General features: G+C 52.0%; 17 protein-coding genes. 10 read left to right on the top strand and 7 right to left on the bottom strand.

Features of this window, described 5'->3' with window-relative positions; translation table 11 throughout:
• Positions 1-8: 8 nt before the first annotated feature.
• From trpB to C0081_RS17460, 5 genes are all read left to right on the top strand, one after another.
• Positions 9-1,241, top strand: coding sequence for a tryptophan synthase subunit beta (trpB, locus tag C0081_RS17480; RefSeq protein ID WP_101535136.1), 1,233 nt, complete (start codon positions 9-11; stop codon positions 1,239-1,241).
• A 22-nt stretch (positions 1,242-1,263) separates the two neighbouring features.
• Positions 1,264-2,094 carry a tryptophan synthase subunit alpha gene (trpA, locus tag C0081_RS17475; RefSeq protein WP_101535135.1) on the top strand — a complete coding sequence of 277 codons (831 nt, stop codon included), beginning with the start codon at positions 1,264-1,266 and terminating at the stop codon, positions 2,092-2,094.
• Positions 2,095-2,505: 411 nt separating this feature from the next.
• Positions 2,506-3,561, top strand: coding sequence for an acetyl-CoA carboxylase, carboxyltransferase subunit beta (gene accD / locus C0081_RS17470; protein ID WP_101535134.1), 1,056 nt, complete (start codon positions 2,506-2,508; stop codon positions 3,559-3,561).
• Positions 3,562-3,706: 145 nt separating this feature from the next.
• The gene (locus C0081_RS17465; protein WP_101535133.1) at positions 3,707-5,014 is read left to right on the top strand and encodes a bifunctional folylpolyglutamate synthase/dihydrofolate synthase; all 1,308 of its coding nucleotides are present in this window, start codon (positions 3,707-3,709) and stop codon (positions 5,012-5,014) included.
• Between the two features lie 560 nt (positions 5,015-5,574).
• The gene (locus C0081_RS17460; RefSeq protein ID WP_101535264.1) at positions 5,575-5,727 is read left to right on the top strand and encodes a DUF1127 domain-containing protein; all 153 of its coding nucleotides are present in this window, start codon (positions 5,575-5,577) and stop codon (positions 5,725-5,727) included.
• A 368-nt stretch (positions 5,728-6,095) separates the two neighbouring features.
• On the opposite strand, the gene trxA is transcribed toward C0081_RS17460, so the two are convergent.
• The 7 genes from trxA to ahcY form a co-directional block, all read right to left on the bottom strand.
• Complete coding sequence (gene trxA, locus C0081_RS17455) at positions 6,096-6,413, bottom strand: thioredoxin (protein WP_101535132.1); 318 nt, start codon at positions 6,411-6,413, stop codon at positions 6,096-6,098.
• Between the two features lie 129 nt (positions 6,414-6,542).
• Complete coding sequence (gene addA, locus C0081_RS17450) at positions 6,543-10,106, bottom strand: double-strand break repair helicase AddA (protein ID WP_180966949.1); 3,564 nt, start codon at positions 10,104-10,106, stop codon at positions 6,543-6,545.
• Positions 10,107-10,108: 2 nt separating this feature from the next.
• Positions 10,109-13,285, bottom strand: a complete 3,177-nt coding sequence (addB, locus tag C0081_RS17445) for a double-strand break repair protein AddB (RefSeq protein WP_101535130.1) — start codon at positions 13,283-13,285, stop codon at positions 10,109-10,111.
• A gap of 59 nt (positions 13,286-13,344) precedes the next feature.
• Positions 13,345-14,088: a nucleotidyltransferase family protein gene (locus C0081_RS17440; protein WP_101535129.1), complete on the bottom strand. Its 744-nt coding sequence runs from the start codon at positions 14,086-14,088 to the stop codon at positions 13,345-13,347.
• Between the two features lie 31 nt (positions 14,089-14,119).
• Complete coding sequence (tsaE, locus tag C0081_RS17435; protein ID WP_101535128.1) at positions 14,120-15,685, bottom strand: tRNA (adenosine(37)-N6)-threonylcarbamoyltransferase complex ATPase subunit type 1 TsaE; 1,566 nt, start codon at positions 15,683-15,685, stop codon at positions 14,120-14,122.
• Positions 15,686-15,778: 93 nt separating this feature from the next.
• The gene (locus C0081_RS17430) at positions 15,779-18,436 is read right to left on the bottom strand and encodes a sensor histidine kinase (protein WP_101535127.1); all 2,658 of its coding nucleotides are present in this window, start codon (positions 18,434-18,436) and stop codon (positions 15,779-15,781) included.
• A gap of 501 nt (positions 18,437-18,937) precedes the next feature.
• The gene (gene ahcY, locus C0081_RS17425) at positions 18,938-20,329 is read right to left on the bottom strand and encodes an adenosylhomocysteinase (RefSeq protein ID WP_101535126.1); all 1,392 of its coding nucleotides are present in this window, start codon (positions 20,327-20,329) and stop codon (positions 18,938-18,940) included.
• A 257-nt stretch (positions 20,330-20,586) separates the two neighbouring features.
• Between ahcY and C0081_RS17420 the strand changes: the two genes are divergently transcribed.
• From C0081_RS17420 to C0081_RS17400, 5 genes are all read left to right on the top strand, one after another.
• Positions 20,587-21,282 (top strand): SDR family oxidoreductase, encoded by a 696-nt coding sequence (locus C0081_RS17420; protein ID WP_101535125.1) that lies wholly within the window; start codon positions 20,587-20,589, stop codon positions 21,280-21,282.
• Positions 21,283-21,286: 4 nt separating this feature from the next.
• A complete protein-coding gene (locus tag C0081_RS17415; RefSeq protein WP_101535124.1) occupies positions 21,287-22,084 on the top strand; it encodes a YdcF family protein in 798 nt (265 codons plus the stop codon).
• A gap of 201 nt (positions 22,085-22,285) precedes the next feature.
• Complete coding sequence (locus C0081_RS17410; RefSeq protein WP_101535123.1) at positions 22,286-23,701, top strand: lipopolysaccharide biosynthesis protein; 1,416 nt, start codon at positions 22,286-22,288, stop codon at positions 23,699-23,701.
• Positions 23,702-23,784: 83 nt separating this feature from the next.
• Entirely contained in the window at positions 23,785-24,927 is a 1,143-nt protein-coding gene (locus C0081_RS17405) for a glycosyltransferase family 4 protein (RefSeq protein WP_101535122.1), read from the top strand.
• A complete protein-coding gene (locus C0081_RS17400; RefSeq protein WP_101535121.1) occupies positions 24,924-26,450 on the top strand; it encodes a glucosamine inositolphosphorylceramide transferase family protein in 1,527 nt (508 codons plus the stop codon). The genes C0081_RS17405 and C0081_RS17400 overlap by 4 nt, the downstream gene beginning before the upstream one ends.
• The last annotated feature ends 34 nt before the right edge of the window (positions 26,451-26,484 follow it).

Raw genomic sequence — 26,484 nt, 5'->3', positions numbered from 1 at the left:
AATTTGCTATGAGCGACCCAAAAACCCTTCCCAATAGTACGTCACAGGGGCCGGATGAGCGCGGCTTCTTCGGTCTTTATGGTGGTCAGTTTGTATCTGAAACACTGATGCCGCTGATTCTTGATCTGGACAAGGCTTATAAGGAAGCCTTGGAAGATCCCGCTTTTCATGATGAACTGGCTTATTTGCACAAGCATTATGTTGGTCGTCAGAGCCCTCTTTATTTTGCAGAGCGTCTGACCGATGTGCTCGGCGGCGCCAAGATTTATCTTAAGCGTGAAGAACTGAACCACACCGGTAGCCACAAGATCAACAATTGTCTGGGGCAAATTTTGCTCGCCAAACGCATGGGTAAAACCCGCATCATCGCCGAAACCGGCGCCGGACAACATGGTGTAGCAACGGCCACGGTCTGTGCACGCTTTGGCTATCCATGCGAAGTTTATATGGGCGCAACCGACGTTGAGCGCCAATCTCCCAACGTATTTCGTATGGAGCTGCTTGGCGGCAAGGTTCATCCTGTCACCGCAGGGGCTGGTACCCTCAAGGATGCCATGAACGAAGCGCTGCGCGATTGGGTGACCAATGTTGAGGATACCTATTACATCATTGGCACGGCAGCAGGCCCACATCCTTATCCTATGATGGTGCGTGATTTTCAGTCTATTATCGGGCAGGAGGTCAAGGAGCAGATTATGGAATCTGAGGGCCGCTATCCCGATATGTTGGTGGCCTGCCTTGGCGGAGGCTCCAACGCGATTGGCCTGTTCCATCCCTTCCTTGACGACAAGGATGTGCAGATCGTAGGTGTTGAAGCCGCCGGTTACGGCCTCGATACCGATGAGCATTGCGCCTCACTTAATGCTGGCAAACCTGGCGTTCTGCATGGCAACCGGACCTACTTACTTCAGGATGAAGACGGTCAAATTCAGGAAGGTCACTCGATCTCTGCCGGTCTGGATTATCCCGGTATTGGTCCAGAGCATTCCTATTTGCGCGATTCAGGCCGCGTCGAATATGTCTCGGCAACAGACGCAGAAGCGCTTGAGGCTTTCCAGTTGCTCTGCCGAACAGAAGGTATCATTCCTGCGCTTGAATCCTCCCACGCCTTGGCTGAAGTCATGAAACGCGCCCCCAAAATGGATAAAGACCAGATCATTGTTATCAATCTGTCAGGTCGCGGAGACAAAGACGTCAACACCGTCAGTGCCCATCTTGGCACACATATCGTGAGCGAATAGGCGAGCAGCAAGGAATAAAGCAATGGAAAAGACACGCATTGATACCCGCTTTGCTGCCTGCAAGGCCGAAAACCGTCCCGCACTGGTGGGGTTCATTACCGCCGGAGATCCCGATCTCGAGACATCTTTGAACATCCTCAAGGCCATGCCCAAAGCGGGTGCGGATGTCATTGAATTGGGCATGCCCTTCTCCGATCCTATGGCTGAAGGGGTGCCTATCCAACTTGCCACTCAACGTGCGCTGGCCGGTGGTCAGACCATGGAAAAAACGCTCCAGATGGTGCGTGACTTCCGCAAGGACGACAACGATACTCCGATCATTCTAATGGGGTATTACAATCCCATTTATATTTGGGGTTCGGAGAAATTTGTCGCCGACGCCAAAGAGGCTGGTGTCGACGGCTTGATTGTCGTTGATCTGCCGCCTGAACATGATGATGAATTGTGCTTGCCCGCCCGCGATGGTGGCCTCAATTTCATTCGTCTGGCGACCCCGACAACCGATGACAAACGCCTGCCTAAGGTTTTGGGCAATACCTCTGGTTTTGTCTATTATGTCTCCGTCACGGGGATCACGGGCACTGGTGCGTTGGATGCTGACAAAGTGGCCATCGCTGTTGAACGCATCAAAAGTCATACCGAACTACCCGTTGCGGTCGGCTTTGGTGTTAAAACCCCCGATCAGGCGGAAGCCGTTGGTAAAACGGCGGATGGTGTGGTTGTTGGCTCGGTTCTGGTCAACGCGATCCGCGAGAGCCTCAATGATCAGGGCAAAGCAACGGATACAACAATCAAGGCCGTTACGGATATTATCGAGGGGTTGGCAGGAGGGTGCCGCAAAGCCAGATCATAGGGCACATCCACTGAACAGACATTGGTTTTTAAAGCCGGTGATTTGTAAGCAAACAATGATGAGCTCTGATCCAAAGGTCAGGGCTCGTTTGCGTTGTGAGATTTCTTATCACAGGATAGGTGGGTTTCGTTCGACTGCCACGATGGGTTATTTTGACGCGGGAGATTCACAGAATTGAACCTGATGGCAGAAAAAATACACAGCAATGCATTTTATAACGTGCCTTGAACACAATTGAGTGTTAAATCCATGCCAATGCGCGCCACAAATCTGCGTGTCGCTGGCAAGGATTGTTTGTTTGTAATTCGCTTATTTGTCAATTTCGCGCATTGCGCTGTCCATTACGCGTTGGATGCGTGCATGATTTGGCTCTAAGGTGAGTCCAAAAAGACTCAAGGCAGGAAGTAGCTCGTGAACTGGATTAACACTGTCGTCAGACCAAAAATTCGCTCTTTTTTGAACCGACGTGACTCACCCGAAAATCTCTGGATCAAATGTCCGGTTTCTGGCGAGATGGTTTTCCATCGTGATTTGGAAAACAACCAATATGTTGTGCCCAATTCCAATTTCCACATGCGCATCAACGCGACGCAGCGGTTCAGCTATTTCTTTGACGACAACGACTATAGCCTGCTGGAGCTTCCAGAAGTGGCTGTTGATCCACTCAAATTCCGCGACACCAAAAAATATGCTGACCGGATGAAAGATGCCCGCGCCAAAACAGGCCGCAGGGACTCTGTCGTCGTCGCTCAGGGCGATGTTGAAGGGTTGTTTCTAACAGCCGCAGTACAAGATTTCACCTTCCTTGGCGGCTCGCTCGGTATGGCCGCAGCCGAAGCGCTCATCACAGGCATGATGAAAGCCGTGGAAGACAAAACGCCGTTCGTTCTTTTTACCGCATCAGGTGGTGCTCGCATGCAGGAGGGCATTTTGTCGTTGATGCAGATGCCACGCACCACCGTTGCTGTACAAGCACTCCGTGAAGCCGGGCTGCCCTATATTGTGGTTCTCACCGATCCGACGACTGGGGGCGTAACAGCATCCTATGCTATGCTTGGTGATGTTCAAATTGCCGAACCGGGAGCACTTATCGGCTTTGCCGGTCAGCGTGTGATTGAACAGACCATCCGCGAAAAACTGCCTGAAGGGTTCCAGCGCGCTGAGTATCTTAAAGAGCATGGCATGGTTGACATGGTGGTTCACCGTCATGAGCTGAAGGCTGTCATTGCGCGCCTGTGCCGCTTTTTCACCAATACCGATCTGCCTGCTCCGATTAAGAGTGAAAACGACAATGACTCGGCCGAAGCCTCTGCGGTCGCCGACCCGGATACGATCAAAGCAGCTGTTGAGGATGCTCCAGCAAAAGCAACCGAAAGCACTCCGATTGCTGAAGCGCCAGATAAGGCAATTGGCAAGGATGCTGATTCAGCCGTTGTTGTTAGTGATAACAAGAAAAAGTCCGGCTGATTTTTCTGAATGCCTTGGTAGCAAGGTGTGACGAGATCAAATCGGTTGAGAAAATTTAAAACACAGAGCATCCTGCGTTCATACGAGCGCAGGATGCTCTGGATTCAGGGGCCTTTCGCCTCTTAGGCACAACGATAAGATTATTATGGACAAGGCAGAAGCCATACTTGAGCGGATGATCGCGTTACACCCCAAGAGCATTGATCTGGGACTTGAGCGCGTCACGGCTTTATTGAATAAACTGGGTGACCCGCATCTGGCATTGCCTCCGACCATCCATGTGGCCGGAACCAATGGTAAAGGGTCTACCTCTGCATTCATGCGCTCTATGGCAGAAGCTGCCGGCAAAGTGGTGCATGTGTATGCGTCTCCTCATCTGGTCCATTTCCACGAGCGCATACGTCTTGCTGGTCGCTATGTCTCCGACGAAGCATTGATTGATGCCTTGCTCGAATGTGAAAGGGTGAATGATGGCAACCCGATCACCTTTTTTGAAATCACCACTGTTGCTGCTTTCCTTTTGTTCTCGCAGCATCCCGCGGATTTATTGATCCTTGAAGTGGGCTTGGGGGGACGATTGGATGCTACCAACGTAATTAAAAAGCCCGCTGCGACCGTCGTTACGCCCATTGCCCATGATCATGAAGGATTTCTTGGTTCAGAGATCACCGGCATCGCCCGCGAAAAGGCAGGTATCTTTAAATCATCTGCTCCTGCCATCCTTGCACCCCAGTCCGACGACGTGCGCGAGGCGCTTGAACAAAAAGCACGCAGTGTTGGCACGGGCCCATTGTCAATAGGCGGGCAGGATTGGCTTTCCTATGAAGAACATGGGCGTCTGATTTTTCAAGACGAATTCGGCCTTATGGATTTGCCTCTCCCGCGCTTGGGGGGGCGACACCAACTGATCAATGCCGGAACGGCGATCGCGAGCCTCCGGGTTGTCTTTCCTGATTTGCCTGATAGGGCAATCGAACAGGGCATGGGGGATGTGAACTGGCCAGCGCGCATGCAGCGTCTGAACGAAGGCAAACTACATGCTCTTTTACCAAAAGATGCAGAACTGTGGCTGGATGGCGGACATAATCCTCAAGCTGGTCATGCCCTTGCTTCCGCTTTGGCAGATCTTGAAGAAAAAGCCCCCCGTCCACTGCATATGATCGTCGGCATGCTCAACACCAAAGATCCGCAAGGATACTTTGCCCCCTTCAAAGGGTTGGCAAAAGACATCATCACTGTGCCTATACCCGGTTCAATCGCAGCGATTGATCCAGTTGCGTTGGCGCAAGTTGCGCAAGAGTCGGGCATCCCGGCCTCGGCGGCTGCGTCGCTGGATGAGGCCTTGAAGCGACTTGGATTGCAAAATCTAAAACCCGCACCGCGAATTCTGATCGCAGGATCGCTTTATCTTGCGGGCGCGGTATTGTCAGCCAATGGCACCCCCCCCACCTAAAACTGCCCGACGCTACTGGGATTGAGAGCTCATCCGGGAATTGAAACCAAAAGGGATTTAATTCACATCCCGAATGTTTTCACGCGCGGAATCCGCGAATTCTTAATGGACATGCTATTTAGAACGTTACAAATTTGTGACGATACAGGGTGATGGCCCGAGTCGATGCCCTTTTGAAGGCTACAACCACCGCTCACTTCTATGTTTTTCCATCGCGCCCAAGCGACCGGTAAGGTGTTTTTTTGCCATCAGGGGATAAGTATGTACGTCGTTAGTATGAGATGGTGGAAGGGCTGGAAAAATTAAGTTGTTGAAAATATTGAGTATATTTTTCTCAATCTCAAGAGGTATGCAAAATAGTGACGACTAAATTTTTGGAAGTAATAATTATACATATCGCGCAAGACAGCTATGCAATCTTGTGAGATGTCAAACCCCGAACCATGAGCTATATACATAACCAACAGAGCGAGGCGAGATTTTAAATCGAGTTAAGGCTTGCAGCGCTAAGAAAACCAGTAAAACTCGATCAAGCCACATAGCAACAAAGGATGATTATCATGTTGGATAACGTTGTTAAGAACTACCGCCAGTGGCGCCACTTCCGTGACACTGTTGATGAACTGAACCGCCTGTCGAACCGCGATCTAAACGATCTTGGTATCTCCCGCGCAGACATCACAGCAATCGCTCGCGACGCAGCTGGTAGATAATAAAGACTTTCGCTTCCGAACTTGTTCTCAAGCGAAAGCACACAGTTTCCGCACTTCAGGCTTTTCTCTCCTCCCAGAAAAAGCCTGAGTGATCCAAAACATCCTCCTCCCGGTTTTGGATCCTGCAACGAAGCCCACCGGATCTCCTCCCCCGGTGGGCTTTCGTCATTCTAGAGCCGCTTTTGGGCCAGCAGCCATACTCTGCTTCCCCAGCGCCCCAGGGTTTGAATTTTTCTCCCTCCCCATTCCACAAAATTTTACTTATCTGTTTTGTGTGCTGATAAACTGCCAAACAAACCAAGCATGAAAAAACCCGATCAGCAGAGCTGACCGGGTTGATCTATTAGACCTTTAATGGGCCGGTTGCTTTACGCGCCGGTTTCGATCCATTTTTCCAGATCTGATTTTGGTGCGGCACCCACTTTCATCGCCACAGCTTCCCCGCCTTTAAACAGCAGCAGGGTAGGGATGGAACGCACCCCGAACTGAGCGGCAGTGTTTGGATTTTCGTCAACATTCACTTTGACGATTTTCACAGCACCGGCTTTGTCGGTGTCAATTTCGCTCAGGATGGGAGCAATCATTTTGCATGGACCACACCATTCAGCCCAAAAATCAACAACCACAGGGACGTCGCCTTTAATTTCTTCAGCGAAATTTGCGTCGGTAGCATTTACAATAGCCATAATTTGCCTCTTTCCAAAACGCCCTCGTTCGAAGCTGAGAAACGATCGGGGCTGGTTGGGTTTATCAATATTCGTTGATATTTGAATATTGCGCCTTTGTCTTGAAGGTAGGTACTCACTTGGCGTGCGTCAAGGACCAATGATTGCGTTCACGCCAATCTGATCAAGGGCTGATTGTCGCTGTGCTTCATTCACCGCCATTATGGAAGGGACAGCCGTCCAAAGCAGCAACGTTAGAATTTTTTTCCCTGGATAAAGAGGCTGCAAAAGCCGCGCATAGAGCGCCATCTGCACCTGATAGGCAACAGGAATTTCTGCTTGCGTCTCTGGTACATGTCGATTCGTTTTATAATCGACCACCACAACTGCGTTGGGTGTGATGACCAAGCGATCAATCTGACCCGAAACGGCATGGCGTTCATTATTGACATCAACCCAGCCAGTCAACGAGACTTCTGCCTGACTATCTGGCCCGAACAAATCGGCAAAGTCAGGCTGGCGCAACAGGGCCAATATTTCTGCCAGCATGTCCTGTCTGGCTTCCAATGGCATATCTTTGGCAACCCGCGCCAAATAGGCAAGCCCTGCATGCTGCTGCCTTTGTGCTGGCAATTGTGGCAAATGCTCGAACAAAGAGTGGATCAGGGTGCCTCGGCGGCGTGGTTCCCAATCATGCACACGGCCTTTTAACGCACCTGTCGCTGGTCCAAAAAATGCGCTCTGATCCGCTTCTATTTTTTCTGCGGCTCGGGAGGGCTGTAACAAGGGTATCAAAGCGGGGGCAGGTGCTGCTGGCTGTTTGACCCAGTCCGGCATAGCCTCCTTGCTCGGTGTCGCCGGTTGCGCTACTGGAGTTTGAACCGCCTTGGGTGCAAAGGTGCCTTGCAATTGCCAACGGTGGATGGTGTCGCCAGTGACAGGATGCGCTACATCTTGCAATTCTGCCGACAAGGCACGGCGCGCAACCTCGTACCAACAATTTTCTGCCGGGCCACGTACACCATTGTAACCGCATAGATAAAGCCGATCTTCAGCGCGTGTCATGCCCACATAGAGAAGGCGTAAATACTCTTCTTCAGCCAGTGCATCCCAATGGCTCAGGCTGGCCGCAATCGGTGCAGGCTGGTCCGCACGCGGTGCTTTCCACGCCATCAATTCTGGCCCACCGTTCGCGGCAGGCAGCTTGACCAGATTGGGATGGTGGCGCGCATTGGCTGGTTGTCCTGTACCGTCAACCAAAAATACAATCGGAGCTTCCAACCCCTTGGAACCATGCACAGTCATCACGCGGATCTGATTGGATGCCGCCCCCATGTCACGTTTGATTTCTGCCCCGCCCTGACGCATCGCTGCCAAAAAGGCTTGCAGGTTCGGGGTTTGATTTTTTTCGAAATCCAGCGCACGGGAGAGCAATTCGTCCATCACTTCATCAGCTTCCGGCCCCAGCCTCTCGATAAATGCCTGCCGTTTGCCATCTGGTCCCAAAATCTGGGCAAAGAAGTCAAACGGCGGCTGGAAGTCAATCTGGCTCTGCCAACTGGCGAGCTGTGTAAAGATGGCCGCGAAGTCGCTATCCTCGGCTCGCCCTTTTTCTGCTCGCGCTTTGAGGGTATCCCACAGCTTGGTTTTTCGCCCACCATGCGCATGAGCAAGGTCGAACAATCTATCCTCGCTTAAACCAAACAGCGGACTTTTCAAAACCGCAGCTAGGGATAGATCATCCTCAGGCAGCAACATGACATCACCCAACGCCAACAGATCCATTACCGCGATATGATCCAAAAGCGCCAGCCTGTCTGCGCCAGCCACCGGCAACCCTGCTTCCTTCAAGGCGCGGTTCACGGCAGTGACAAAAGGACCGCGCTTGCGTACCAAAACCAACACATCACCGGCTGAAATCGGTTTGCCGCTTCCCTCCAGATGCTCACCATCCTCCAACCACTGGAAGATGGTTTTGGCAATCACCTTGGCCAAAACAACCTCGGGGCTCGTGTCGCCTTGAGCATCCAAAGGTTTGGCCCAATCTTCTTCGTCCTGTTGCTCCTGTGGCTCAAAAAGAGGCCAGACCTCAACCAGTCCGGGGTCTCTGTGCCGGATTGGTTCATGCACGGTGGCCTCTTTGTCCGACGACAATGCTTCATAGGTGGTGGCATTAGAAAAGACTTCATCGACCGATCGCAACACATGCGGTGTGGAGCGGAAAGACAAACGCAGTTTGAGGTCGTGGAAAGGTTTGTCCGCCGCTTTTGCCCGAGTTTTGAAAAAATCACGCATATCGGCAAACCATTGGGGCTGGGCCCCTTGGAATGAATAAATTGATTGTTTCTCGTCGCCCACGGCAAAAATGGTACGTTGAGTGTCGGGCCGCGCGCCCTCACCAGAGAAAAATTCTTCGCCCAATTGCCGAATGATCATCCACTGGTTCGGATTGGTGTCCTGTGCTTCGTCGACTAGGATATGATCAATGCCCTGATCCAGTTTATAATGCACCCATGCGGCGGCGTTGACGGGCTTTAGCAAGTTTGCTGCCTTGAAGATCAAATCGTCGAAATCCATCAACCCACGCGCCGCTTTTGCCCGCTCATAATAGCCGATGACGCCCTCTGCCAAAGTGAACAATGCGCGGCTCATTTCCAACGTCAGAAGCGCATTTGTTTTGTCCTGCAAAATATCCAGCCGGTCTTGCTCCTGCTCGATCATGCTTTGTAAAGCGCCATCTGATGCCAGTATCTTTTTTGACGCTGTGGTTGAAAGAGCCTTGGCGGCGCCATCTTTTTTGCGGAACAAACTGCGCCACACAGAAGCCTGTTCAATAGGGGACGAACTGGCCAAAACAGTCCGCATCAAGGCAGCTTGTTCTTTGTCTCGCTTACCGCCCGTTTCAAACAGCGGAACGAGTTCCGCGATATAGCTTTTCGGGAAGTTGGGCCCGAACGGCACTGCGGCTTCTAAAGCTTGCATGTTGTCGCCGGCTTCAAGCCCCAGCACATCTCTGAGATGGGCAAGCGCTGCGTCCAGTCCAACCGCACCGTTGCTCTCGATTCGCATTTCGCTGGCTTCCATAAATCGGCCAAAACCCTCGCGGTCGCGCACCAGCGATATCAATGCGCTTTGAATGTCCATGTCACCCATATGCGTGATCAGCTGGTTGAGCGCAGAGGACCATGCAGGTCGGATCTCAAGCCGTGCGGTTCGCATCACATGCGAAAGAGCCGCTCCCAATAAATCGGACGCCAGTTGATCATCAAGAATCTCGAAATGGGCCGGAACGTTGGCTTCCAGCGGGAACTGATGCAGCAGCCGCTCCGCAAACGCATGCAATGTTTGGATTTTCAATCCCCCAGGCGTTTCCAAGGCCCGCGCAAACAGGCGTCTTGCTAGCTGCAGAGTTGCCTCTGAGGGTTTGTTGCCTTCCAGCTCTTCCAATTTCTGCCGCAGCTCATCATCGGACAATTCAGTCCAGCTGCCTAACTCGGCAAACACGCGATTGGACATTTCTGCCGCAGCGGCCTTTGTAAAGGTAAGGCAAAGAATGCGCGATGGTTCGGTGCCTGCCAACAAAAGCCGGATAACGCGTCGCGCCAAAACAAAGGTTTTGCCCGAGCCTGCATTAGCGCTCACCCACGCGGAGTTTTTCGGATCAGAAGCGCGGGCCTGTGCATCAAGGGTGTCGGCGGGAATTTGGAAAGCCATGCTTATTCCTCCTCGCCGTGAAGGGACCATTCCTTCACACGCGCCAAATGGTCATAAGGATTCTCAAACCGTTCAAACATCGGTCGAGCGCGGGAAGGATATCCTTTGGCCGGATCGTCATAGGCGGTGATCAAGGCCAGTAAACGCTGGCCGATCAGATCTACTATGTCTTCCGCTGCATAGTCTTTTTCTACGCCGGTTTTCACTTCGCCCGCTTTACGCCCGCCAGACAGGCGAATCCAAGCCATATTGCTCACTTCAATGCCCTTCGGGATGTCCTTGAAACCACCCTTCTTGGCCATGTAGCCTTCAAGTGCCAATTGTGGTGCAAAGCCGGGCAACACTTGTTTGGCACTTGGCGGCATGCCGGTTTTGAAGTCGATCACAGACAGGCTGTCATCGACCATGATATCCAACCGGTCAGCACGCCCACGCAGGATGAAATCCCCTCCACGCACCGGCAGGGTGATAGAGCCAGAAATCTCCGCATAACGACCAGCTACTTTGTGGGCTTGTGGGGCTTCCCACTCCACTATGAACCAGTGGGCAATGCGTTCAAAACGGGGCCACCAAAAGGCCAATAAATCGGGGAAATTCTCATATTGTTGAAAGGCCTCGTGGCCCATTTCCAATAGCCGTGTAACGGCGCTATCGTCAAAGGGGCCCTGCCATTCCTGCGTGAAGCGGCCCAGAATATCATGAATGATAGAGCCTTTTTCCGCCCCGCCGGGGGCTGTACCGATGGCGTCCAGTCGACGAAGGTTCAGCACATGTTTGGCATAAAGCGCATAAGGATCTCGCACCCAAGTTTCAATTTCGGTGACTGACAGGTTGCGAGGCCTTGCCTCCAATGGAGGTACCGGGGCGGGGCGATCCAAAGTGAGCAGGCGTTCGGGTGCATCCAGCTGGCGTGCCCATTGGGTATATTGGCGGCCTCGATCCTTCATCTCTGTGCGGGCCTGATCTCCGGCAACGGCCTCTAGTCGTTGAAGCCAGCGGCTTGGAACGCTGGGTTGCCCACCCATTTTCAAGGCCCGGATCAACACAACTTCATTGCGCCCCATGGCTTGGGCAAAGTCATGCGCAGCAAGTCCAATCCTGCGCTCTGGCGGTTCCAGCTTCATGCCTGCTCGCATAGGGCGCGATAACCACGCATCTGTTTTGGTGTCTGCAGGCCAGGAGCCTTCGTTGAGGCCACCAATTACCACCCGATCCACATCCAAAAGCCGCGCTTCCAATGTGCCGAGTAATTGCAAGCGCGGATCGCCATCTCCATGGGACAGTACAGTTTCGCCGGACATCATGGCCACCAAAAACGGCGCGACATCACTGGCGTCGAGGCTCATCATGCCTTCACCTGCCTGACTGGCGCGATCAAAGAAGGCTTGCAAGGAGCGTCCTGCCGCTTCATCATAAAGCCGATCGGGCATACCTTCTCTGTTTGCTGCCACCGCTTCCAGTGCTGTAATCACTGCGTTGATCCACGCGCCGAATGTCGAGGCGTCATCTTCCTCAAATAAGGTTTCTACTGGCTTGATGGCTTCGCCCAGTCGGTCAAGTAATTGCACAGCGAGTTGCCAGTTTTCGAGCCATGCCTCTGGTAAGCTTTCGGGAAAATCGTCGGATATCCCGTCTTTGGCCCTCTTTTGGGCCTTCTCCTGCGCCACCGTCATCTGACGCGCCAATTCATGCTGCAGTGGTAGCAGGCCTGCGCCCAATCGCGGTCCACGTAAGACATTCACTTCAAGAAAACGGGCAGCTCGTCGCACATCGGCGCGAGGCATACCGAAGGAAGCCAAAGGATGCTTGAGCAGCGCCAGTAACAGAACCGGATCATATTGTTTGACCAGACATTCCACCATCAGGCGCAACAACAGGGCAGGCGGCGTTTCGGCCAGTGGCATGCCCGCTGTGTCTTCAACTCTAATATTCCAGCGTTTGAGTTCCAGCAGCACACGGCGAGCCAAAGCCCTGTCGGGCGTCACCAGAGCCGCACGTCCGTCGGGCCTTTCGAGCACTTCGCGCAAGGCAAGGGCCGCAACACGGGCTTCTTCCTGCTCGTTGCCGGCCTCTGCAAGTGCAACTCCATGCAAGGCATCAGCGCGATCTGCCTGAGACAGTAACGCCAAAGCAGCACCCCATTTTTCAGTTGTCTCGGCTGGACGCAAGGCTTCGCTGATCAACTGGGCCCGTGTCACGAACGCTGGGTCGAGCACGGACAGGTCGGTAACGTCAGTGCGTTGCAACCCCATACTGTCCAGCAATTGCTTGAGGTTGAATTGCGGGTGACCGGCAACGGGGCTGGCATCACCGGGTTTAGGATGCAATTGCCCGATTGCCTGCCAGCTGTCTTCATCAAGATGATAATCCAGTCCGGGCAACACCAAAGCCCCGCGTGGATGACGTGCAACCGCAGACAAAAAATCCAGCGTCGCCGGAATAGAACCGGTCGATCCGGCTGCAATGATCGGGCCGTCATGGGCTTGGATAGCCTGAATTTCTGCGGCCAAAACAGCGTTGCGCCGCTCAACCGGATCGACCAGTCCCAGTTCCCTGAGATGGTTAGGCCAGAATTCCGTCGCGATTTTGAGAAATTGCAGACTCATTTGCCAAAAGGTGCCGTAATCCTCGGGCACCAACCCATCCAACAATGACCAGTCGGACCGCTCCCTGTGGACGGCGTCAATCAATGCCAACAGATCAATGGCCATATAGGCCGCATCGGTTGGTGTCGCGGACACATGCAAGGGTTCGTTGTTGGTGAGCTCTAATACGTCGCGGGCATATCTGGCCGCCCATTGATGCACCAGATTGGTCATGGTCAGGCGGCGTTGTATTCCATCCATCGCTGTGGGCAGGTCCCAAAAGCCGTCGGAGCCCCCCGCAGCAACTTTCAATGGCAAAAGATCTTCTTCGACATCACCAATCACATGGATTTTGGGTAGAATAACACTTTGCCAGCCGCGTTTTTGCAAATGGGGTAAAAAGCCCGCCTTCAATGCATCCGCTGTGCGGCGCGTTGGCACATATAGGATAGCGCGGCCCAGATCGCTTGGGTTATCCGGGCGAAAACCCGGTACGAGCTTGCCGTCAATCAGGGCATCGATCAGTGTCGCCAAAAACGGGCTGGCAGGCGATATAGAGAAGGTATTGGCGCCATTCTCAGCAAGATCCTGCATGGTAAACTCGTTTCCGGTTGGTGGGCTATGAGGGGCTTTCTTTTAAACTGCAAGGCAGTTTAGGGCAATCGTCCAATCGGAGCACTTTCGGCGATGGCTCTTTCAGCCAGTGGTATCGCAGACGGAGTGCCAACATGCATCCAAGTGCCATCCATGATCACACCATAAAGCCTGTCTTCGGCGATTGCTTTGTCAAATTGCACATTTAAGGAATGGCACGTTGCGGAGGCACCGTCGAACAGGCGAGGGTGCATAATTGCGGCCCCGCTATAGACGAATGGAGACACTTCGTGGGCTTTACGGCGGCGCAAGCGGCCAAATGGATCCATCAAAAAGTCGCCTCTGCCCTGATAGCCAACCGCTTGGACGGTAGGCGACAAAAGCAACAGGGCATCCATGTCATCGGGTATCCAATGGTTGGCAAGAATATCGAGATTGCTAACCGCACCCTCCATCCAGAAACTGTCTGAATTGAGCACATAGAAAGGGGCTTCGCCGATCATCGGCAGAGCTTTGGTAATACCCCCTCCGGTCTCAAGCAGTTCCTCCCGTTCGTCAGAAATAACAATATCCATGTGGGCATGTTTCCTAACGTGAACTTCAACCAAATCCGCCAGATAATGCACATTAATTACAGTGCGTGAAACCTTCGCCAGAGCAAGGGCAGACAACGCCCTATCGATCATGGCTTGCCCTGCCACAGGGATCAATGGTTTTGGTGTGATCGCAGAAAGTGGGCGCATGCGTTTACCCAATCCGGCAGCAAGGATCATTCCGGTTGCAGGGCGGTTGACAATGGTCATGGAAGACGTCCGTATGTGTTGTTTTAAAACGTTAAATGGGAAAATCCTGAGACCCATACCAGTCTTTCAGTTCCGAAAGAAGGGGATGGGTCATAGCTCTGGTAAGATAGTCAAGACTGCGGGGGATATGATCGAGATAGTCGGGCCGGCCCGCTTGATCAGCAGCGCGAGCAAAGGCACCCAGATTCTTCATTGTGCGTTGGCATGCGCATAGGCAAAAGGCTGCATCAAACGCCGCGCTGGCCTCTGCATTCAGGTCCCGTTTGCTTTTGTATGCGGTTACCATTTTCTCTGCGAGATGAACCGGAATCGTTACCCGCGCATCCATCGCCAGTGCAGCCAGATCATAGGCCGATGGCCCAATAAGGCAGTCCTGGAAGTCGATAAAACCAACCGGCCCTTTTCTGGTCGTCACGTCAAGCCAAAAACAATTTGGGTCTTGAACATCGCGCAGAACCAAAACCTGTTCTGAAGCCGTCAAGTGGGTTAGCAATGGACGCCACAATTGATGGAACTCTGCTCGCAAAGCTGGTGGGCAAGAGGCCATTTTGACATGTGGCCAAAAGAAATCAACAAACACATCCAGTTCTACGCCAAAGGCATCCTCATCATAGTGGGACAATTCATGCCGGCCCGCTGTTGTCTCAAAGGCATCAGGCAATGGCTGATTATGAAGGTCCGCCAAGGCAGAAACCGTGGCCAAATACCGCTCTTCAACAGGCTTGTCCGGCCCTTCGGTTAAGGTCTGTGCGCCAAAATCTTCCCACAGCGCTAAACCTTCTTGCAAGGCAAATCCATAAACTTCAGGCACCTTAAGCCCCAGTTTCTGCAATCCTTCGCGCGTGCAGATCATTGGTGCCAGTTTGGTGACACGGTGGGCAACATGGTCATAAAGGCGTCCATCGGATAATACCGGTCCCGGTTGGCGCTCGGGCATATCCATCAAAATGGCAGACGTCGATATCTTTTTGGGGGGCTCATCGGGGCGGTGCACGCGATCATAGTTGCGGGGCGACAAGTCTCCCTTGATCGGTGCGCGTATACCGTCTTCCCAGCCGCAATCAATCAACAATTGTCGTTTCTGGCACATCCGTTGCAAGCGCTCGCCCCATGAACAGTCGCCAAACAAAGTGAGTTTGCGACTTTGGCTGTCGGCTCCATTTTCAAATCGCAACCAAAGACTTTGTTCAGGCAGGAGTTCTTCGGCGCGGTCTGGCCACTCGATCAGGGCGCAGCCACTTTGCCAACTGTCTTCCAATCCGATTTCGAACAACTCTTCAAAATCGCCGATCCGGTAAAGATCGAAATGACTGATTTCCAAATCCGCGTCTTCATTGGGGAAATCATAGGTTTGCACCAGCGTGAATGTTGGACTTGGCACTTCCAGATCCGGGTTTTCGGCGCGGGCCCTTAGCAGTGCGCGGGCAAATGTGCTTTTGCCAAGACCAAGATCACCATCAAGCGCCAGAATATCACCTTGCTGTACAAGGCAGGCGATATCCGCAGCGAGTGCAGAACTGGCCGCTTCTGAGAGGTGTGGGAAACAATAGGACCAGCCACTGTCGGGGAGGTGGGAAGAGTGTGTGCGGTCAGACATTGGGATCCTGAAATCGCATGAAACAAGAAGACTGAAATTGGTCGGTTATTACGACTCCGCTGGATATAGCATTCTTTGGGTTGGTGTCGATATCTATTCTGCCGCTTGAGTGCTGGCATTGGTAGCTGTTTTGGGCTCTATGGGGAAGACGCAGGTTACTTGGGTGCCACTGCCTTCGTTGCTTTCCACACTGATGGTACCACCATGCAACTCCACGAAGCTTTTCACAATCGACAACCCCAAACCAGCACCGCGTCGACTTGGCCCTGCTTTGCGGCTTTCAAAGCGGTCAAATGCAGTCGTTTGATAACTGGCTGGCATGCCACAGCCATGATCTTGTACCGCAAAACTGATGCTATCGTCGTTGCGATCGGCGACAATGGAAATCTCGGATTTTTCGTCTGAAAAGGCGATGGCATTGGAAATCAGATTGAACAACACCTGACGCACACGTTTTTGATCTCCAACAAACTCGCCCATATTCTCGGCGACGGAAATATCGAGGCGAATGTCTTTCTCTGTCAGGCGGTCTTGCAGCCCTTCTGCAGCGGCGCGGATTGAATCCACCGGATCCACTTGCCCCAGTTCTAGCGCCATAATCCCCGCGTCAATCGTGGCCAGATCGAGAATGTCATTAACAATGGCCAGCAATGAAGAGCTGGAGGTCATGATATGGTCTGTATATTCGCGCTGTCGATCATTAAGAGATCCAAAGGCCTCGCTGGTCAACAATTCGGTAAACCCGATAATGTTGGTCAGCGGTGATCTGAGCTCATAGGAAACATGCTGGATGAAGGTGTTTTTCAGTTGATCTGCAGCAAGCAGGGCTTCGTTGCGATCTTGCAATCCACGCTCAACCGTCACATTATCAGTCACATCGACAAAGGTGATCATCGTCGCGCCATCAGGCAGAGGGATCGCGGCATAATCAAGGAATCTGCCGTCGAGGCATTCCATCTGTCCAACCACGCCTTCACGTTTGTCTTCAAGCCCCACAACGCTGCCCTTCAGTTTGGACCAAACGGTTTCGTCGCCAAATTTGCGCCGACACCATTCCACGACAGCGGCAACATGGGGCTGGTCTTTTAATAGGTCGCTGGGTATATCCCAAAGGCGTGTGAAAGCTGGGTTGGAGACGCGCATGCGGCCGTCGGTGCCGAATACGACCACACCATCATTGAGATGATCGAGCGTTTCGCTTTGCATGCGAATAAGGGCATTGTAGCGTTTTTCAAGGTCGAGGCGTTCTGTTACATTCTCAAACAAATAGGTAACGCCGCCATCTGGATTGGGCGCAGAAATAACCCGCAGAGATTGACCGTCAGGCAGATACCACCAATGTTCCTTTGCATCGACATCGCGGTAGGAGGACATGAAGTCCGCCTTCCAGCTTTGATAGTCGGCCTGCTCGGGCAAGCTGCGGTTGGTTCTTAGTCGATCAAGAATGGCGCTTTCCTGAGGGTGGGACTCCAAGAAGGATGGGTCCAGCTTGAACTGCGCACTATAGGCTGCGTTAAAATATTGCAGCTGTTGTGTTGAATCAAAAATGGCGACCGGTGTTGTCAGTTGATCCATCGTGTTGGCGTGAAAGGCCTGCATGCGTTCGAGCGCTTTTTCAGCGGCTTCAACTTCAGAAGCATCAGTGGCAATGCCAACAGTACCGGATTGGGCATCTATATCGACAATGTCGAAAATCTGTCGTTTGCCTGCAACGATAACAGGTTGGCGGCTGACGGTTACGTCATCGTCTGCATGTAAACTTTGTGCTTGCTGCATGGCGTCCCGACCGCGTTGATCAAGCAATTCTATTTGTGACTGCAGGACGGCGTCAATGCTTTCTCCTTCGACAGCCTGACTGTAGGCTTGGTTGATCCAGCTTAGTCTGCCTTCATCATCGCGAGACCAGATCGGCATTGGCACGGCATCTAGCAAATGCTTGAGGCGCGCCAGTTCGTTGGCTTGACGATTGGCTTCATAGGTCAGGCGTGCGCGATCTTGATCATCACCCTGTAGAATGCGCAGTTGCATCAGTGCACGAGAGCCAGACACAGATCCTTTTATTTCAACAAAGCCCCCGCTTAGGGTCTCTGCGTTTAATACAAAGCGTTGACCGGTGGTCCGCAGCATATCAATAGCCTGCTCCACCTGTTGGGCACATTCGATATGAAGCCAGTTACCAAAAGCCAGAATGCCTGTGCCTTGAGGCAATTGATCACCCTCATTCGCCAAACTGCCACTGATTTCGGGGGTCGACGAAGGACCATTCCAAATCACCATCAATTGGTCTGAGGCGTTGAGGAGACTCTCGGATTGATCCAGGCGGGCTTGTAACGTTTGCAGCGCCGTATTGGCTGCCAGCAAATACCCACGCCCGCGGCGTTTTTCGCGCATAAAGGCCCAGCCGGTAAGCAAAGAAAATATAATAAGAGCACAAAATAAGGACAGGATAAGCAATTCACTCATGGCCAATTCTCCGGGCAAGGGGGCGGTGAATGCGGGGGCCAAATCGAGCGGGATGTCAGGGATCATAGGAAGCAGGGATTCTTCGGAACCGATGGCCGGCGTGCTGTCGCCAACCAGATCAACGGTAGCATTTTGTGCAGATGCAGCGTAACTGATTACACAAAAAATGCTGCTCAAAAACACTGCCTGCAAAGACAGGATTGATCGACCTGCTTTGGAGAGACAGGTCTTGGATGAAGTGAGACAATATTTTTTTTTGGTGTCTCCGAACAGGCCGTTTTTCGGCATCTTGTTCGTCCTTTCGCCGCTGCTTCAAGTAGAAAGATGGATTTTATCCGGTCTCGCTTGCTTGATCACTCAAAGTTATTTGAGCACCTGTCGGTCACCATGACCAAACGAGATACTCTGAACCAGATAGCCTGATCCAAATTCTAGTTTTGTCGTAAGCATTCCGCACCTGTTGTCACTGCGTGCAATGAGCCGCCTCACGAGACAGACTCCTCTCACGCTCCCCCGATTAGAATGATCGGGGATATGCCTTCGACACAACGCAACAGATACAGTTTGGGTACGCACTTTGTCGATCAGGACCGGGGCCTCTTCCGATCCTGACCGAATCACTTAACATTACCCTCTTGGGGACTCCGGCTGAAGAGTCCAGATAGAAAATTGCGCAAAAAAATACGCCCTGTTCGATATGGAACAGGGCGTATTCATTTCAAATGAAAGGTCAGTGCGGTCCAACCTATTGTAAAACCGCCATTCCTTAACGAAACATTAATTTTTCACCTAGTAGCGATAGTGCTCTGGTTTGAACGGTCCTTCCACAGGCACACCGATATAATCGGCTTGTTCTTTGCTCAGAGTGGTCAATTTGACCCCGAGTTTCTCCAAATGCAGCATCGCAACCTTCTCGTCGAGTGCTTTTGGCAGCACGTAAACGTCTTTGCCATAGCTGGCGTGGTTGGACCACAATTCCATCTGGGCCAGTGTCTGGTTGGTGAAGCTTGCAGACATCACGAAGGATGGGTGACCCGTGGCGCAACCAAGGTTCACCAAACGACCTTCGGCCAAAACGATAATCCGTTTGCCATCCGGGAATTCGACTTCATCCACCTGAGGTTTCACATTGTGCCAAGTCAGGTTTTTCAAAGCGCCAATCTGGATCTCACTGTCAAAGTGACCAATGTTACAAACGATGGCACGATCTTTCATGCCACGCATGTGCTCAATGGTCAGAACGTCTTTGTTGCCTGTGGTGGTCACAAAGATATCACCTTGCGGCACAGCATCTTCCATGGTCGTGACTTCATAGCCTTGCATGGAGGCTTGCAGTGCACAGATGGGATCGATCTCGGTGACGATCACGCGAGCACCTTGCGAGCGCAGAGATTCAGCAGAACCTTTGCCCACGTCACCAAAACCGGCAACTACAGCAACTTTACCTGAAATCATCACGTCAGTGGCGCGCTTGATGCCATCAACCAGAGACTCACGGCAACCATACAGGTTGTCGAATTTGGATTTGGTGACCGAGTCATTGACGTTAATCGCAGGGAAAGGCAAGTCGCCCGCTTTTGCCAGATGATACAGACGGTGCACACCGGTGGTGGTTTCTTCAGAAACCCCTAGAATGCCGTCGCGGATTTTGGTGAACCAACCCGGTGTTGCCTTGGCGCGTTTGTAAATCTGCGCTTTGACCACTTCTTCTTCTTCATTCTCAGGGTTTTGCAGGACATCTTCGCCAGCATCAACTTTTGCGCCGAGAAGGATATACATTGTTGCATCACCGCCATCATCGAGAATCAGGTTCGGACCTTCTCCATCTGGCCAATCAAAAATGCGGTCGACATAGGACCAATAGTCTTCAAGGCTTTCCCCTTTGATTGCGTAAATCGGGGTGCCGGTCACAGCGATCGCCGCAGCGGCATGGTCCTGAGTGGAGAAAATGTTACAAGTCGCCCAACGCACTTCAGCGCCCAGTGCCTGCAAAGTTTCGATCAGAACAGCAGTCTGAATGGTCATATGCAGAGAGCCGGTGATCCGTGCGCCCTTCAATGGCTGTGCTGCGCCAAATTCTTCACGGGTCTGCATGAGACCAGGCATTTCTGTTTCAGCAATTTTAATTTCTTTGCGTCCCCAATCGGCCAGGGACAAATCTTTAACGACATAATCAGCCATGATGATTCCTTTGCATCTGGGGCAGCATCGCGGCCCATTGTTTGAGGGAGATATAACAAGTGGCCTATGACAAAGCAATAAGGATATAAAGAAATCTTTATATTATGAGAGACTGGGGTTAACCAAGACCGAACATGAGAAGGTGTGTCTCGAGTTGAGCCCGTTTCGGCTCCATCCTCAATCCGCCCAAAATATCCGCGCTACAATCCCTCGAATCCGCTATCAAGAATAAGAAAAATTCAATTGAAGGAAGAACAATGAAGCATTGTGTAATCACAGGCAGCAATCGGGGCGTTGGACTGGAGTTGGTGAAAGCCTATTTGTCGCGAGACACATGGCACGTGCATGCCTGCTGCCGAGAGCCCGAAAAGGCAGATGCCTTAAGGGAACTGGTGACTAGCAATCTAGGCCGCATTACCTTGCATTCACTGGACGTGACAAACGCAGTTTTGGTGCAAAAATTGGGTGAGGCACTGTCCGGTCAGCCGATTGATTTGCTTATTAACAACGCAGGCATCATGGGCGGAGACCGGCAAACGCTTGGTGATATAGACTATGATGCCTGGGCCCATACCCTCGCGGTCAACACCATCGCGCCAATGCGTATTGCCCAGACTTTGTTGCCCGGATTGCGTGCTGCGTCAAACGCCAAGATTGTAACGATATCCAGCCAACTGGGCGCTCTATCTTATATCAGCACCGGAAAATATGCGTATAATTCTTCAAAAGCCGCCGTCAACAAGGTTATGAAAACTCTGGCATTGGAGCTGAAAGACGAAGGCATCACCTGTGTTTTGTTCCATCCCGGCTGGGTTCAAACCGATATGGGCGGCCCTTCGGCGGACATAACACCCTGCGAAAGTGCCCAAGGCATTGCTGACACGACAGATAGATTGACGATCGCCGATACAGGTGGCTTTTTTAAATGGAACGGTGAAACACACCCATGGTAAAATTATGATTGCGACGGTTTTTTTCATACTCTCTAAAGTCGTCGGCCTTTTCTTGCTGGTTGAAAGTTGGCTAGTCTTGGGGTTGGCGTTGGCACTGATAGCGCTCTGGCGGGGATCACTAAATTACGCTAGCCTTACACTGGCTGCGACTTTGATCCTGTTGCTGCTGGTCATTTCGCCTTTGACCGATATTGTATATTACCAACTGGAGCGCATCTATCCGGCCAATCCTGAACTGACGACGGGCGATCCAATCCACGGCATTATTCTATTGGGCGGGAGCGCCATTCCCAATCACACGCAATACTGGAATCTGGTCGAGCTAAATGAGGCAGGGGACAGGGTGGTTCAAACAGCCCGTTTGGCTCGGCAATGGCCCGCAGCCAAAGTTCTTGTGTCTGGCGGCAGCGCGTCTCCTGTAAGCGAAATTTTACAACAAAGCATCCGCAGTGAAGCGTCTATGACGGGTGAATTGTTGGTGGATATAGGTCTGGACGGCAATCGACTTGTGCTGGAAGAAAAGGCGCGCAACACCGCCGAGAATGCTACCTTGTCGGCTGCGTTGGTCGGGGCAGACGTGACCAAGCGTTGGATCTTGGTCACCAGCGCCTTTCATATGCCAAGGGCTATGCGCAGTTTTGAAAAGTCGGGCTGGAGCAATCTGGTTCCTTTTCCCGTTGACCATCGCACCGACCCGTCGCGGTTTTTTTCAGACTGGTACCCGGCAGGGAAAATGAATCGGGCCAATCATGCAATAAAAGAGTTTGTTGGGCTCATTGTCTATCAAGTGACCGGACGGTGACAGCATCAAGTGTGCTTTTGCTTCCGCTTGATGAAAGCGCCAGTTTGGCAATTTGTTAAACATACCGAGTAACGGAATATTCTGGAAGATGTGTTTAATCTGATGTTCGCAACATAAGGCAGATGGAAAAATGGGCAAATAATCGCGCTTATCGGACATCTACCCATAAAACCATCCGACGGGGATGTAGGTAAGCGGGCAATGACAGATACGGTGGAAACATCTTCTTCGGTGACAAACAAGATAAAGCAGTTGTTCAGCAACAAGGTTGCTCAGGGCATTGCTGGCACTATGCTGATGAAGATGGCCAGCGCGGTCATTGCATTTGCCCTTTTTTCTCTTGCAGCCAATGCTTCAGGCGTTGAGGAGTTTGGCCGCTTTTCAATCCTTTTTTCCGTGGTTTCAATCCTTTCCATTGTGGCTGCCGCTGGGCAAGAGCTGCAAGTGGTTCGGTCCTGGAGTGAATATCTAGCCAATGGTCGTCCTGGGTTTGCCGTTGGGGCCTTACGATATGGCTGGTTCGTTTCCAGCGCAGGTGTTGTTGTTATATCTATTCTGCTGTGGGTCTTTTTCCATACCAATACGGACTGGACACCCCTTACCATCAAGGATAAATGGCCGCTTGGTGTTGCCGCTATCGCATTTCTTGCGACCAACACATTGTCGCTCTACAGCTCTCATGCAGCTCGAGCCATCGTTGGTATTAAGGTTGGCGACGCCCATTATGAGATCACATGGCGGGCCATTGCGATCGTCTTTCTAACCGTTTGTCTCTTAATGGGACGTGCGGTCGACACGACGGAAATCCTTACCGTGTTTGCCTTCGGCTTGGTGTTGGTCATTGTATCTCAGGCCTATATTGTTGCACGAGAAGTCAAACGTCAGGTCGGATCGGTTAAACCGGAATATGACTTGAAAGAATGGACGCCTCGCTCCGTTCGTTTGTGGCTTGCCGCTATTATGGAAGCCAGCAATCAACATATGGAAGTTTTCCTGATCGGTATGTTGCTTGATCCAGTTGCAGCGGGTGCCTATTTCGTAGCAGCACGCCTATCCAATGCCTTTGCTTTAGCAGCAAGCGGTCTCAACACCTTCGGCACACGCCGTGTTCCCGGTCTTTATTTTGCGCGTGATATCCCCGCGCTCAAACACACGCTCAATTTGATGGCGGGCATGAGCTTGATCATCGTTGCGGGTGGCCTGCTCTGTGTGATCATTGGTGGCGAATATATGCTGATGATTTTTGGTCGCAGCTATATGGACTATTATTATGTGCTTTTGATCCTCTCCATTGGCACCGGCCTGACAGCCGCTAACGGACCGGCACCCAGTTTCCTGATGCTGACCGGTCACGAGGGCGGTTACATGAAGGTCGTCACTGCGTCTGTCCTGTTTCGTGTGATGGGCTTTTTTCTGATTGTGCCATATTTCGGCATCATTGGTGCTGCAACCGTCACCGCTTCGGTGATGGTCGCGATGGCTTTGCTGCTCAATTATTACTGCCGCCATTTCACTGGTATGGATCCTTCCATTTTGCGCTTTATTCTTCCCAGCACCGACGTGCCACCAGACGGGGTTGAGAAAACAGCTCCAGCTGTAGAAGAAGCCGTCCCATAACAAACGCGTGCCGCCAGATCTGTTCACAGGATCACATAGACCAGAAACATCTACCACTCCGACATTTGCGTGAAAGACCAGCCATGAAAACCCGTCAAAAAATACTAATTGTCCAAACTCAGGCGGAAAATGCTGGTGCACAGGAAATCGCGCGCCATCTGGGCGACGGGTTGGAAAGCAGGGGGCATGAAGTCCAGCATCTGTTTTTCTATCGCAAGACAGATGCTTTTGATGCCGTGCCGAATACGTCTTTTTGTGCCGATCAAAGGCCCGGGTCGCCGATGGCTTTTTTGGTATTTCTTTTCCGGCTCGTGAAACAGATCCGTGAGATCAAACCCGACGTGGTTCTGACATTCCAGCATTATGGCAACCTATTTGGCGCTCCCGCAGCTCGTCTTGCCGGAGTCCGCCATGTGGTGGCCAATCAGGTTTCGGCGCAGGCCGCGATGAATGATACCATCAGACGGGTCGATAAATTATTTGGTAGTCTGGGCATGTATGACACGATCACGGTCAATTCTGCTGACACTGCCGGTGAATATGCCGATTTCCCCAAACGTTACACCGAACGCATTGTTTATGTGCCGCACGGGTTCAAAGACAAAAGCTCGGCTTTGACTAAACAGCAGGCACGCGAAAAGTTTGGCTTGCCGCAGACCGTGACCCTTCTGGGGTCGGTGGCGCGTCTCAATGCGATGAAACGTCTAGATATTGCGGTTCGGGCGCTTGTCCATGATGAAAGTTGGCATTTGGTCTTGGGTGGGCAGGGGCCTGATGAAAACAATCTACGCCAACTCGCCGCTGATCTGGGTGTTTCAGACCGCACATATTTTACCGGTGAGATGGAATCAAACGAAGTTGGGGACCTATTGGCTGCGATGGACCTGTTTGTGTTCCCATCAGAAGCCGAAACCTTCGGGTTGGCCGCTGTCGAAGCCGCGCAAACAGGGTTGCCGTTGGTTTCAAACGGCATTCCCGTTCTGCGCGAAGTCTTGAAAACTGATTCTGGGCCTTGCTCGCTGTTTGCTGATAGCGAAGATCCTGACAGCTTTATCGCCCCGATACGGACCTTGCTGTCAGACAAAGATCAGGCCCAAGCTCTGATACAGTCGTCAAAAAAACTCAAAACTATGTATTCGATGGATGCCATGGTTGATCGATATGAGAAGATATTAAGTGATAAAGAGCAAGCTGAGCTTACAATCAAGGGGGTCTCTACGGCATGAATATCTGTATTTATATTGATCCTTCTCAAAGCCGTCTTTGGCACAAGACATTGGTGGAACGCCTCAAAGAAGACTGCGGTGTAGAGAGCTATATCACTTGGGCCGAACCGAAGCCGCATCCCGACTATATCGAGACGTTACTGGCCTTTGAACTGCGTCAGCATCACAACGGTGCTGGCATTGGCGCAGAACCGTTTCCTGCTGCCCAGCTGCAAGATGTGACGGCGACTGTTTATGAAGACATCGACTATGATCTGACCGTTGACTTGGTTGGCGACGGCAAGGCCCCTGCGGCCAAGCGTTCTGTGACCATTCTGTATAATGGTTATGCCGGAGAAAAAGCCCTTATTGCCTCAATTATGCAGTCCGGCTTGCCCCAGGTCGCGTTTCGCGACGCTACGGGGGACATTGTCGCGACCGCTCAACCCTCTCCTGAGTTGGCCGTCGGCGTTATCGGGTCTATGGATCAGGTCTTTGCCCGACTGATTACCCTGCTCAGTGCTTTCCTCAGCAATCCAAACCGTTGGGTGCAACCGCTCGTCAAGCAAGACTCAAACCTTCCCAGCGCTATGACGATCGCACTGCGGACGGCCAAATCTCAAGTTATGGCAAATCTCAAAAAGGTCTATTACCAGCTATGTCGCGCAAGCCATTGGCGCGTTGGGTGGCGCTGGGTTGATCAGGATGATGTGTGGAGCCGTCACAGTCTGGAAGGAGAAGAGTGGCAGGTTCTTGCCGATGAAGAGAGCCATTTCTATGCCGACCCTGTGCCGTGGCTGCGCAATGGTCGTTATTATCTGTTCTTCGAAGACCTTGATCATCACACCCAACAGGGTATCATTTCCGTGGTTGAGTTTGACGACAAGGGGAAACCGGGACCAACTCAGACATGCCTGGAAGAGGATTATCATCTTTCCTATCCCTTCTTGCTTGAGCATCAGGGCGAGACATACATGATCCCTGAAACATCAGAGAACAGGGATATCGCGCTTTATAAGGCCCGAAACTTCCCCTTTGGTTGGGAGCGATGCCATGTCATCATGTCTGACATTGATGCCGCCGATGTGACGATCACCCAACACGATGACAAATGGTGGATCTTCTGTGTCATCCGCGATGGCGCGGGGGGATATTCGGATTGTTTGTCAATATTCTATGCGGACGATCTGCTTGGCCCTTGGTCTCCACATGCCCAGAATCCGGTATTGATTGACACCGCGACCGCTCGACCTGCAGGCAATTTCGTCAAACAGGACGGCAAATTATTTCGCCCTGTGCAAGATTGTACGGAATTTTACGGTGGGGGATTGAATCTGGTTGAAGTCACCAAGCTCACACCGGAGCGGTATGAACAAAAATTGCTGACCAAGCTTGGGCCAAATAGCCATTGGCCGGGATGCAAATTGCATACGCTCAACCGTGTGGGCCGTCTCGAGACCATTGATGGAGCCATTCTCCGTCCCAAAATGCCTTTGCTACGCAGGATCGTTCAGCGCATACGCAAGCCGGTCGGTACGCTTTAACCATCTATCGTCAGTCAGCTTTGCCTCATCTGGG

It is taken from the genome of Cohaesibacter celericrescens (assembly GCF_002866925.1).
GTDB classification, from domain to species: domain Bacteria; phylum Pseudomonadota; class Alphaproteobacteria; order Rhizobiales; family Cohaesibacteraceae; genus Cohaesibacter; species Cohaesibacter celericrescens.
This window is presented reverse-complemented; position numbering and strand designations above follow the sequence as displayed.

Coding starts and splice junctions, on each gene's coding strand:
- trpB (WP_101535136.1), top strand. CDS start 9: ATGAGCGACCCAAAAACCCTTCCCAATAGTACGTCACAGGGGCCGGAT.
- trpA (WP_101535135.1), top strand. CDS start 1,264: ATGGAAAAGACACGCATTGATACCCGCTTTGCTGCCTGCAAGGCCGAA.
- C0081_RS17465 (WP_101535133.1), top strand. CDS start 3,707: ATGGACAAGGCAGAAGCCATACTTGAGCGGATGATCGCGTTACACCCC.
- C0081_RS17460 (WP_101535264.1), top strand. CDS start 5,575: ATGTTGGATAACGTTGTTAAGAACTACCGCCAGTGGCGCCACTTCCGT.
- trxA (WP_101535132.1), bottom strand. CDS start 6,413: ATGGCTATTGTAAATGCTACCGACGCAAATTTCGCTGAAGAAATTAAA.
- addA (WP_180966949.1), bottom strand. CDS start 10,106: ATGGCTTTCCAAATTCCCGCCGACACCCTTGATGCACAGGCCCGCGCT.
- addB (WP_101535130.1), bottom strand. CDS start 13,285: ATGCAGGATCTTGCTGAGAATGGCGCCAATACCTTCTCTATATCGCCT.
- C0081_RS17440 (WP_101535129.1), bottom strand. CDS start 14,088: ATGACCATTGTCAACCGCCCTGCAACCGGAATGATCCTTGCTGCCGGA.
- tsaE (WP_101535128.1), bottom strand. CDS start 15,685: ATGTCTGACCGCACACACTCTTCCCACCTCCCCGACAGTGGCTGGTCC.
- C0081_RS17430 (WP_101535127.1), bottom strand. CDS start 18,436: ATGCCGAAAAACGGCCTGTTCGGAGACACCAAAAAAAAATATTGTCTC.
- ahcY (WP_101535126.1), bottom strand. CDS start 20,329: ATGGCTGATTATGTCGTTAAAGATTTGTCCCTGGCCGATTGGGGACGC.
- C0081_RS17420 (WP_101535125.1), top strand. CDS start 20,587: ATGAAGCATTGTGTAATCACAGGCAGCAATCGGGGCGTTGGACTGGAG.
- C0081_RS17415 (WP_101535124.1), top strand. CDS start 21,287: ATGATTGCGACGGTTTTTTTCATACTCTCTAAAGTCGTCGGCCTTTTC.
- C0081_RS17410 (WP_101535123.1), top strand. CDS start 22,286: ATGACAGATACGGTGGAAACATCTTCTTCGGTGACAAACAAGATAAAG.
- C0081_RS17405 (WP_101535122.1), top strand. CDS start 23,785: ATGAAAACCCGTCAAAAAATACTAATTGTCCAAACTCAGGCGGAAAAT.
- C0081_RS17400 (WP_101535121.1), top strand. CDS start 24,924: ATGAATATCTGTATTTATATTGATCCTTCTCAAAGCCGTCTTTGGCAC.